The 10733-nt window shown below is 36.1% G+C and carries 11 protein-coding genes; 2 read left to right on the top strand and 9 right to left on the bottom strand.

Annotated features, from left to right (window positions below):
• Window positions 1-80 precede the first annotated feature (80 nt).
• Entirely contained in the window at window positions 81-998 is a 918-nt protein-coding gene (locus tag ACFSCX_RS14340; RefSeq protein WP_377928931.1) for a proline dehydrogenase family protein, read from the bottom strand.
• Window positions 999-1310: 312 nt separating this feature from the next.
• On the opposite strand from ACFSCX_RS14340, the gene ACFSCX_RS14345 reads away from it, so the two are divergent.
• On the top strand, window positions 1311-2186 hold the full coding sequence (locus ACFSCX_RS14345; RefSeq protein WP_377928932.1) for an ABC transporter permease family protein: 876 nt from the start codon (window positions 1311-1313) through the stop codon (window positions 2184-2186).
• Window positions 2183-3238 carry an ABC transporter permease subunit gene (locus ACFSCX_RS14350; RefSeq protein ID WP_377928933.1) on the top strand — a complete coding sequence of 352 codons (1056 nt, stop codon included), beginning with the start codon at window positions 2183-2185 and terminating at the stop codon, window positions 3236-3238. The genes ACFSCX_RS14345 and ACFSCX_RS14350 overlap by 4 nt, the downstream gene beginning before the upstream one ends.
• A gap of 291 nt (window positions 3239-3529) precedes the next feature.
• Here the strand turns inward: ACFSCX_RS14350 and trhO are convergent, their stop codons facing one another.
• The 8 genes from trhO to ACFSCX_RS14390 form a co-directional block, all read right to left on the bottom strand.
• Window positions 3530-4441: an oxygen-dependent tRNA uridine(34) hydroxylase TrhO gene (trhO, locus tag ACFSCX_RS14355; protein ID WP_377928934.1), complete on the bottom strand. Its 912-nt coding sequence runs from the start codon at window positions 4439-4441 to the stop codon at window positions 3530-3532.
• A 125-nt stretch (window positions 4442-4566) separates the two neighbouring features.
• Window positions 4567-4809: a YusU family protein gene (locus tag ACFSCX_RS14360; RefSeq protein ID WP_377928935.1), complete on the bottom strand. Its 243-nt coding sequence runs from the start codon at window positions 4807-4809 to the stop codon at window positions 4567-4569.
• Window positions 4784-5596, bottom strand: coding sequence for a siderophore-iron reductase FhuF (fhuF, locus tag ACFSCX_RS14365; protein WP_377928936.1), 813 nt, complete (start codon window positions 5594-5596; stop codon window positions 4784-4786). Before fhuF ends, ACFSCX_RS14360 begins: the two co-directional genes overlap by 26 nt.
• On the bottom strand, window positions 5565-6407 hold the full coding sequence (locus ACFSCX_RS14370) for an ABC transporter ATP-binding protein (RefSeq protein ID WP_377928937.1): 843 nt from the start codon (window positions 6405-6407) through the stop codon (window positions 5565-5567). Before ACFSCX_RS14370 ends, fhuF begins: the two co-directional genes overlap by 32 nt.
• 307 nt (window positions 6408-6714) lie before the next feature.
• Complete coding sequence (locus ACFSCX_RS14375) at window positions 6715-7755, bottom strand: FecCD family ABC transporter permease (RefSeq protein ID WP_377928938.1); 1041 nt, start codon at window positions 7753-7755, stop codon at window positions 6715-6717.
• Window positions 7748-8761: a FecCD family ABC transporter permease gene (locus tag ACFSCX_RS14380; RefSeq protein WP_377928939.1), complete on the bottom strand. Its 1014-nt coding sequence runs from the start codon at window positions 8759-8761 to the stop codon at window positions 7748-7750. Before ACFSCX_RS14380 ends, ACFSCX_RS14375 begins: the two co-directional genes overlap by 8 nt.
• Before the next feature lie 93 nt (window positions 8762-8854).
• Window positions 8855-9856: an ABC transporter substrate-binding protein gene (locus ACFSCX_RS14385; protein ID WP_377928940.1), complete on the bottom strand. Its 1002-nt coding sequence runs from the start codon at window positions 9854-9856 to the stop codon at window positions 8855-8857.
• Between the two features lie 247 nt (window positions 9857-10103).
• Window positions 10104-10625: an MFS transporter gene (locus ACFSCX_RS14390; RefSeq protein ID WP_377928941.1), complete on the bottom strand. Its 522-nt coding sequence runs from the start codon at window positions 10623-10625 to the stop codon at window positions 10104-10106.
• Window positions 10626-10733 lie beyond the last annotated feature (108 nt).

Here is a 10733-nt window from a genome sequence, read left to right on the forward strand (position 1 = left end):
TAATCGTAGGTACATAGGTGATCGGCATGTCCATGAAAAAACAAAAACGGAACCTCCTCTCGGTTCCGCTGTTGCAAGAATTATTTCTTTAAAATACCTTTGATTACAAACGCCACGTTTGCAGGTCTTTCAGCAAGTCTTCTCATGAAGTACCCATACCAGTCGTTTCCGTATGGAACATAAACGCGAATCGTATAGCCTTCTTTTGCCAGCTCAAGTTGTCTTTCTGGACGAATTCCGTATAGCATTTGGAATTCAAACTGGCTATTTGGAATGTTCAATTCTTTTACTAGTTCTTTCGTGTACTCGATCATCGCATCATCATGTGTCGCTACAGCTGTGTAGTTACCATTTACTAAGTGCATTTTAATAATCTTCTTAAAGTTTTCATCGACATCTTTCTTATCAGGAAATGCAACTTCAGGTGACTCTTTGTAAGCTCCCTTTACAAGACGTAAGTTTGGTTTATATTGATTCAAATCAGCTACATCGTCAGCAACTCGATATAAATAAGCTTGAAGCACTGTTCCGATATTATCGTATTCACTTCTTAGCTGTTTAAAAATCTCAATTGTTTTTCCGCAGCGAGAGTAATCTTCCATATCAATCGTCACGAATACTCCGTTCTCTTTTGCTGCTTCTAAGATGCGTCGCATATTGCGTAACACAACTTCGTCTGAAATATCTAATCCCATTGAAGTCATCTTTAGTGAAAGCTGTGAATCTAGCTTTTCACGTCCAATGGCTTTAATTGCTTCTATTGAATTATCTGCCATTTCGTTTGCTTCCTCTTCATTGTCAACAAACTCACCTAAATAATCAATGGTTACAACTAAACCTTTTCGATTAAGCTCTTTAATTGCATCAACTGCAAGTTTAATCGTTTCACCGGCAACAAAGCGTGCTGCCCCAAAACGAAGACCGTATTTTTTTGCTAGTTTAGTAAAAAATTTATTTTTCGATAAAAACAAGAAAAAGTTACGCATAAGTTGTTCCATTTCGACCCCTCCTGAAAACGCATACATAGTGGGCGTACCACTATATCCTATGTGCTAAACATGAATCTGTTATTAAGCCAAAATCATTTTATCATCTTTCCATTCAAATGGATACGAAAATTTTCAGGTTTTGTCGAAATTTGAATCACTTTATTACATGTATTTTTACACATTGTTGTCATATTTTAACAGACTTGAAATATTTGTCATCCAATTGACAGAATCATTAGACAAACAAACAGAAATTAGCTATGATTATACTAATTGTTAATGGAAACATTTAGGAAAATATTATCGTTTGGGGGTAGGAGGATGAAATTCATCTCAAAGTTTATACTCATAATTATTGGGTTTACCTTAATAAGTGCACTCCCTGCATTAGTAGTAAACGCCGTTCAAGTTTCGACAACAGATAAAGGAGTTGGGTCTATATTCAAGCCTTATTTTACGACTGTATATGATAATGTCGTATTGTTATTCCAACCTGAAAATTGGGTATATCAAGGATTTAGGAAAACCTATCCTCTCTTCCCCATGTTTTGGGATCGATATAGCTATTCTATGAAGGTCTTTGTACTTTCACTGATTATTGCATTAGCTCTTGCTTTCTTATTTATGATTACTATTCAATTAGCACCTAAAAAGGTTAGGAAACTATTAATCTCAGTTTTTACAATACTAGAGTCTTTACCGGATGTATTTATTATTATTAGCTTGCAGCTTCTAGTTATTTTATATTTCAAGAGAACAGGCGTGCTTCTCGCACAAGTTGCTGTCTTTCAGGAAGATATATATACACTACCTGTCGCCTGTTTAAGTATTATCCCTACCTTTTTGTTATTAAGAACGGTGTTATTTTTTATTCAAGAAGAAGAATCGAAGATGTATGTTGACCTAGCAAAAGTGAAGGGGTTATCAAATGTAAGAATATTGTTAATACATACTTTTCGTAACGTCCTTTACAGCTTATTTTATCGCTCAAAATTAATTTTTTCTTTCATGCTATCAAATTTATTTATCATTGAGGTTTTATTTAATATGGATGGTGCTTTGCAGTTTTTAACACGGGCGCGTGGTGCTGAGTTCATTATTGCTGCAACACTTATATTTATTCCGTTCTATTTATTCTTTTCGTTGACTGAGAAGTTTGTATTACAGTTTATTGGAGAAAGTGGGGAAGCAGCATGATCCACTATTTTATTAAAAAACCGAAATTCATCATCTCATTTTCTTTTATATTATTATTACTGCTTGCAAGCCTTGGCTATGAGTTTCTCTACGGTGGTTACATTTGGGAAAACGTAAGCCGAGAGGATGCCTCAGGAGCCTTAATAGGTCCTCCTTATACTCCTAGTCAAAATCCTCCATTTGGTACAGATAGGGTAAGTACACCTATCTTGGCAAAAATAATCCAAGGAGCAAAATATACGATTTTCACAGCCCTATTTATCAGTTTACTTCAAGTATGTATTGGATTTTTGGTTTCGATCTTCTTTTCAAGGCTTCCTAAACTGATTCAAAGAACATTTGAGGGAATCGTCGAATCAAGTCTATATATTCCGATTACAATTATTGCCTATATGGTGATTTTCCCCTTGCAATACTACTTAGATCCAAATGAAGATTTTGCTAATTTTTATAAACTATATGGATTACAAGTTTCAATCCTGACACTATTAGGTATTCCACAATTAGTGTTATTGTTTACAAAAGATATTCAACAGAATTTAAAAGAAGAGTATATACTAGCTTCCAAAACATTAGGAGCTCAGGGATTTAGATTATTCCGGACACATATTATTCCTTATATGATTCCACGATTAATCTTACAATTCTCGCAACGCACAGTTGAAGTATTAATTCTCCTTGCCCATCTCGGGTTTCTAGCTGTTTTTCTTGGGGGATATGTAATGAAGGAAGTGTATGATGGAGAGATGCAAGCGTTCTCGCTTTCCAATGAGTGGGCTGGTGAGATTGGCAAAAGCTTTAGAGACTTAATGCTTACTCCGTGGATTATCTATTTTCCATTAATGTTCTTCGCTCTTACCGTCATGTCATTTAATATGATTACGACGAGTATTCGGGAATACATCCAATCTCCTTCAATCATGAAGAAGAAGAACAGGAATGGCGTACATTCACAACATTCAGACTATCATTCAGTAAGTGAGGAAGAAGAGTTTACTTTTATTGAAAAGAAGACAGCCAATTTGAACAAAAGGCGCAAGCGCCCTGTTTAGCCTATGGTAGAGCAAATGTTCTATCATGAAAAAAAGGTTTTCCCTTTTACTCATGACAGGTTATTTGACCAAGGAAAAAGTGATTTTTCTTTTCCCTCTAGTAGGTTGAAATGGCAAAGATCGTCGCCACTTCATCTTGGCTGGGTGCTGAAGCTGGATTTAGCTGTAACATTGTATAAACTAAACACCAGAAACTTTCTTAACTTATTAGAAAGACTAGGCAATCGCCTAGTTTTTTTCAGTAGGAAAGGTAAAAGAGGTGTTTCTTATTGAAACACCTCTTTTCTTTAATTATACTTGTTCATGCTCCTTTACATAACGATTCCATTCATGTTCACGGCACTCTGTACTACATGAACGCTTATGTTCATGTTCACACTCTTCGCACATTAAAAGATGTTTATTACACTCTGGGTTTCCACACTTCACATAACGTTCCTCTGGTTCGCCGCAGTAGTAGCATTCCCCTACTACATTGGCTTCTTCTGTCCGATTAACCGGTACGGAGATTCTATCATCAAAAACATAACATTTTCCGTCCCATAATCGTCCTTGTACTTCTGGGTCATAGCCATAGGAGATGATACCTCCTTCTAACTGAGATACATCTTTGAAGCCTTCCTTTACTAGAAAACCGGAAAATTTCTCACATCGAATACCACCTGTACAGTAGGTTAATACCTTTTTATCTTTATATTCATTAAAGTTTTCTTTAATCCAGTTTGGAAGCTCACGAAATGACTCAATATCTGGTCGGATCGCATTTTTAAAATGACCTAAATCGTATTCATACGTATTACGAGCATCAAGGATGACCACATCTTCTTGTTGCATCGCTTCATAAAATTCCTTCGGAGATAGATGTTTTCCAGTTGTTTGATTTGGATTTAAATCTTCCTCTAGGCTAAGGTTAACAATTTCTGGTTTTACCTTTATTTTTAGCTTTCTAAAAGCATGTTTTTCCGACTTTTCCACCTTAAAAACGGTATCAGAAAAACGAGGATCTTTTCTCATAGCTTCCATATATTCTTCGGTTTGTTCGACAGTACCGGATACTGTTCCGTTAATCCCTTCATGAGCAACAAAAATTCTACCCATTAGGCCTATACGTTCACATAACTCACGATGCTCCATCATGAATGCCTCAGGGTCTTCTATCGGAACGTATTTATAATAAAGTAATACTTGGTAATTCATATTCATCATCCTTCTATAGATTTTAGAAAGCTTGCGTAAAAGTTTAACGCTAGCGTTTGGTTTTTTTGTATAAAATAATTCTTTTATAAAAAAACAAAAAAGTGTACACAACTAGTATACACTTTTACCCACTATTTTTTCATTCGGTGTGCTTCATTTAATTCTTTGATTTCATTTATTACTTGCTTCATACTTTCTTTGCCGTCAGGGTATGTTTCATTCCAGTGCTTTGCTAGAGGGGGCATGGATTTAGCAATATGCGTATATAATGCCCACATCTGTACTTTTTCCTTTAGCTCCTCGCTGGTATCTCCTAGGAGCAATTCTGTATACTTTTCAATTAGACCCTCAAATTGTTCGTTGAGCTTTTCCATTACTTATTTCATCTCCTCCTGTCCAGTTCACATTACACGTTTCTGGACATGTCGTACATGAATCGGTAACTTTAGGCAGGCGATTATAAAAACAACACGTTTTTCTAACACGAAGACTCTGATTTTTTTGTGGGATATACCTTTTCTCCGTATAAAATTTTCCAATTGGATTATACGTATTACCTTCTCCGAACAAGCTTCCGTCCGCATGTAAAAGAAATTGAAAATCATCTACAATATCACGATTTTCTGGATAGTCTTCCATCATTTTTTCATAAATCCAAAAGATGTATACAGCTGTATTTTCCCATAGAACTTGCCTTGAAACCTTCGCAGGCTTTGCCAGCATCTTAATGACTTTATTAAGATGTTTTTCAAATAGATCTTTAACTGCTTGCTCTCTCCATTCATTTCTATTTGATCCTGGTGTAGATATAGAAATTGACTGAAGATATAGCTTAGGAAGCCATACTCCCTCTAAATCATCAGTTTGTACACCTGTCTCTTCAATCTTGATTGGAAGCGCTTTGTTCCAGACACTTAAGGCATAAAAGAAAGGAACTGTAACCATATAGCCATATCGCTTCATAAATTGAGAGGCAAGTACATACTTTTCAGAAACGCCATATTTTCCAGCTAAAAGTTGAAAGATTGCATCAAGTCTATCAAAATTCAATAGCTCATTACACTGAAACGATAATCCATTGGAAAATGTCTGTGTTGTCACTCGATAATTCTCAACTAAAACCTGTAATTCATCGCACTGAAGCTGTTGCTTTCGTACCATGAGCCTCACCTATTCTAGGTAAAATACATCTACCTTTTCCATGTGGAATACATAGTGGTGTCCCAAATATTGGATCCTGGGTGACATCGCAATGTACCTCAAACACATCTCTTACTAGGTCACAGTTGATCACATCTTCTGGTTTCCCTTGATCATATATCGCTTGATCTTTAATAGCCACTAAATGATGAGCATAACGGCAAGCAAGATTAAGATCATGGAGAACCATGATTACCGTTCTTTTTTCTTGTTCATTTAATTCAAATAATAAATCTAAAATTTCTATTTGATGTGTCATATCTAAATAAGTAGTAGGTTCATCTAGAAGGATAATATCAGTCTCCTGTGCAAGAGTCATTGCAATCCAAGCACGTTGACGTTGGCCACCTGATAATGAGTCAACTGGTCTATCCGCAAACTCTGACATCCTTGTAGCATCGAGCGCTTTCTTAACAGCGTTCTCATCCTCTTCTGACCATTGCTTTAACCAGTTTTGGTACGGATATCGTCCTTGTTTAACAAGTTGAAGCACGGTTAACCCCTCTGGAGCAACTGGTCCTTGCGGAAGAATAGCTAACTGCTTTGCTACGTCTTTTGTAGGTAATTTAGCAATCGTTTTTCCTTCTAACAGGATCGAACCTTCCTTTGGCTTTAATAGTCGAGCTAATGAGCGAAGAAGTGTTGACTTTCCGCATCCATTCCCGCCAATAAACACCGTAATCTCGCCTTTTGGAATATCTAAATTTAATTTATCTATAATGATGCTATCACCATAAGATAGGGTTAATGATTCAGTATTTAATGCGTTCATTTTCCCACTCCTTTAAAAGCTCGTTTTGCTTATATCTAAATCTTTCTTCATTCACTACTTGAAAATGAATCTCATCTTTCTATATATAGTCTATTTTACATTGATTATGCTGTCAATGACTTTGAAAATCATTTTCAATTATTTCTTTTTCCATTTCAGAACAAAAGGCGCAAGCGGGTTGGGCGCTGTAGCCTGATAAGATGTGCACGCCATATTACTCACAAGAAAAGCTTTTATCATTTCCTATACAAGAACAAAAAAAGCCTTTCCCTCGCAGCTACTATGACGAAAGAAAAGCTTTGGCTGTTTATAAATTTCGATTTTTATATAATAAGTAAATAAAAAATGGAGCTCCAATCCCAGCAGTAAATACTCCAGCAGGAATATCTAGCGGAAGGAACGCAGTTCTTGCAATAACGTCTGCTACTAAGACAAGTATTCCACCAATTAATGCAGAAACAGGTACTAGCCCTTGAACGGAACGTCCAATTAGCTTTCTTGCGATGTGAGGAGCAATTAATCCAACAAATCCAATTCCACCAGCAAATGCCACAGCAGACCCAGCTAATGCTACACTAATGAAGAGTAAGAAGAAACGATATAACTGGACTTTTACTCCTAGTCCTGATGCAACATCATCCCCTAATTCTTTTACATTGATTGTCCTAGAAAATAACAGAGCTAATGGTAGAAATATGACAACCCACACAAGCATTGAATACACATCTTGCCAATTGGCTCCGTAAATACTTCCTGTTAGCCAAAGATATGCTTTCGTTGCTGAAGCAATTTCGCTTAGTACAATCATCATCGTTGTTAAAGCATTCATTGCTGCTGCTACCCCAATCCCAATTAATATTAGCCTAATTGGGGTAATACCGTTTTTCCAAGAAAGCAAATAAATAACGATTGAAACTAAACCTGCTCCAAGGATAGCAGCTAAAGGTAGCCACTTTATACTGACTACACCTGAAAGAGTCACAATAAAAGTAATCGCTCCTACTGATGCACCGCCTGTAATTCCAATGATGTCTGGAGAAGCTAGTGGATTGCGCACAATTCCTTGAAGTATTAAGCCCGAGACGGCTAAAGCTGCCCCTACAAGCAATGACAATAATGCCCTTGGTAACCTTAAAGTATTGATTGTAAAATCATGTTCACCTGTTCCAAATCCTAAAAGCTGTTGTATGACAACAAACGGAGAAATAACAGTGCTTCCTATCGACAAACCTACTATAAATAATAGTGATGAGAAGAACAATAAAATGAATGAAATGATTACCGTTTTCTTATGTAAATGAAATGAGACTGATCCTGATTTATTTCGTACCGAAAAGAAATTACCCATCTTTCGTTAACCCCCTACGTGCTATATAAATGAAAAATGGAGTTCCGATAAAAGCTGTCATAACACCAATAGGCATTTCTTGGGGCATAATCACAAACCTAGCTACCACATCAGCAAGAAGTAGCAAACTTGCCCCTACTAATGCACATTGAGGTATAATCCATCTATAATCAATCCCAACAAGACCTCGAACAATATGTGGTACGATTAAACCAATAAAACCAATTGCACCACTGATTGCAACAGAGCCACCAGCTAAAAATACGACAACAATACCAATCATCAATTTTGTTAATACCGTACGCTGACCTAAACTCTTAGCAACATCTTCACCTGAAATCAGAATATTAACTGATCTTCCTAAAAGCATTGCTATAATCCATCCTACTATGATAAAGGGTAGTATTGGAATTATCATATCTAAGGATCTACCAGACACAGAGCCTGCTAACCAAAAAATGACACTTTGTAAGTTCTGTTCACTTATAACAAGCATTCCTTGAGTAAAAGAAACAAACAAAGCTGTTATGGCAGCACCCGCTAACACAATTTTGATTGGCGTTATCCCATCTCTTCCTAGTGAGCCTAGAAAATAAACCATTGCTCCAGCTACCGCTGCCCCTAAAAATCCTACCCACATATATTGAGATAATGAGGTTAATGAAAGAAATGTAACGGAGAATACAATAAAAAAGAGTGCACCAGCATTAATCCCAAATATATCGGGAGCTGCCAGTGGGTTTTTCGTCAGTGCTTGCATTAATGCTCCTGCTATAGCAAGGCTAGCACCAACAACAGTAGCTATTATCGCTCTAGATAACCTCGTAGTTGTAATAATGATATGTTCAGTAATGGACTCGTCATAATGGAAAAATGCGTCCATTACCGAATTCAATGGGATATAGTATTGGCCAAGAGTAATGCTTAAAGAGAAAGCAAATATAAAAAGAATAATACTGAAAAGTAAAGATATTCCTTTAGGAATCCTTAAATATAAAGGTTTCATTATATCCCTCACAAGTTACAAGATTCGTTTTTCAGTAAATAAGAATAGGAGAGTTGAAATACCCCTCTCCCATTCTTGATTAATTATACCCTTCTATTTTTCCAATTCCAATCTTTCATAGATATCATCTAGCATAAGATTTGCTGCGATTATACCGCCAGCCATGTTCCAAGTTACTTCATCTACTAAATATACTTGATTATTTTTTACAGCTGTTAGGTTTGCCCATAATGGATGAGCTGTCCATTCTTCAAATGTTTTTTGTACAGCAGGATCATCCTCATTAAAGATATAGAAAACATCTGCTTCCATTTCTGGAATGCTTTCATGAGTTGTTAATTGAACTCCCCATTCTGTACTCTGTTGGTTTTCAGGTCTTGTAAAGCCTAATTCATTTAAAATTGAACCCGCAAATCCTGTAAAGTAAATACGTGCATGATCAGCTCTGAAATTTAAAATTGAAACATTTAACGGCCACTGATCTCCTAATTTAGCTTGAACCTTTGATTGGAAATCAGCTACGCGATTTTCCCAATCAGCTAGTAGGGTGGATGCTTCTTCTTCCATATTCATAGCTTGCCCCATTAATTCAACTGTCCCTTTGAATTCAAACACTGTTTCATGCGCTACAGTTGGTGCAATCTCAGCTAGTTGTGTATAAATTTCTTCGTGACGTAATTTTGATGCAATAATTAAATCTGGCTTTAGCTTTGCAATTTCTTCTAGGTTTGGTTGTGTTTCTTGCCCTACCACTTGCACGCCTTCCAAATCTGCTTTTAGATATTCATAAAAAGGTTGTTGTACCCAAGATTCAACAGCTCCAACAGGTTTTACACCTAATGCCACAGCAGCATCTGTTGCCCCTTGATATAAAGTTACAATTTTAACAGGGTTGCCTTCAATTGTTGTTGTGCCTAGAGCATGTGTAATTTCTCTTGATTCACTTGTTTCCTCTGAAGCGGTTTCTTTATTTGTTTCCTCAGCTTTGTCATCTGCTTCTTGATTTCCACAAGCAGATAAAACTAACACAAAAGCCAGTAAAATAGACAGGAAAGATATCTTTTGTTTACTTAATGAATATGTAATGCTTGACATAATTTTTGCTCCCCCTTGAAGGTAGTAATGTTCTTATATAATGATTATGATAATCATTATCAACAATATGGATTATATAACTAATCGATTTTAATATCAATACTAAAATTTATATTTCATCAATTAGTTGGAATTGATAATCATTATCAGTTGTATTATAAAACATGTGATACTTTATATCAATAGTACGATAATCTTTTGAACTAAGAGCCAAGGTAAACCAGCCTTAGCCCTTTCAGTTCTTGATTCAAGATGGTTGTTTTTGTACCTGATTATCCCGTTTAAACAAAACAATGACTATCGATACGAATACTGCAACAGAAAAATAGGTGATCCAAGGTAAATATGTCTGTATTCCGACATTTAATAATCTCGATCCACTAAAATTTCCAATTCCTTCTCCTAATCCAAATACGAAGTTCGCTAGCCCAAAGTAAGTGCCAATTAATTCAGCAGAACCAAGCCTTGTGATGGTGATGTCTATGGTTGGCATAAGTATCATTTCACCCATAATAAAAATCATTCCACATATTACAAGTATTAAAAAGTGATTGGCAAAATAAAGAGAGCTTATGCCTAAGCCAATAAAAAACGTCCCAAGAGCAAGGCTATTCATCGGCTTAATTCTACGGATGATTTTATTTGTTATGATTGTCTGAAACATTACAATTAGAATACTATTGAATGTCCAAACAAGAGAGACTGCAGCAGGGTTTTCCATAAACGATTCTGCTCTTAACGGAAGTGCTAATGCGAATTGAGCATACAGTCCCCCGGGTTGGCCCCCTTATTTAGGACACTTACTTTAAATATCTCTTTTTATCTTAGTTTTTCATTTTTTCTTATAAAGAGGAAATTGCCCCCACTATTTTACTCT

It is taken from the genome of Bacillus salitolerans (assembly GCF_042680805.1).
Taxonomy (GTDB): Bacteria; Bacillota; Bacilli; order Bacillales; family SA4; genus Bacillus_CJ; species Bacillus_CJ salitolerans.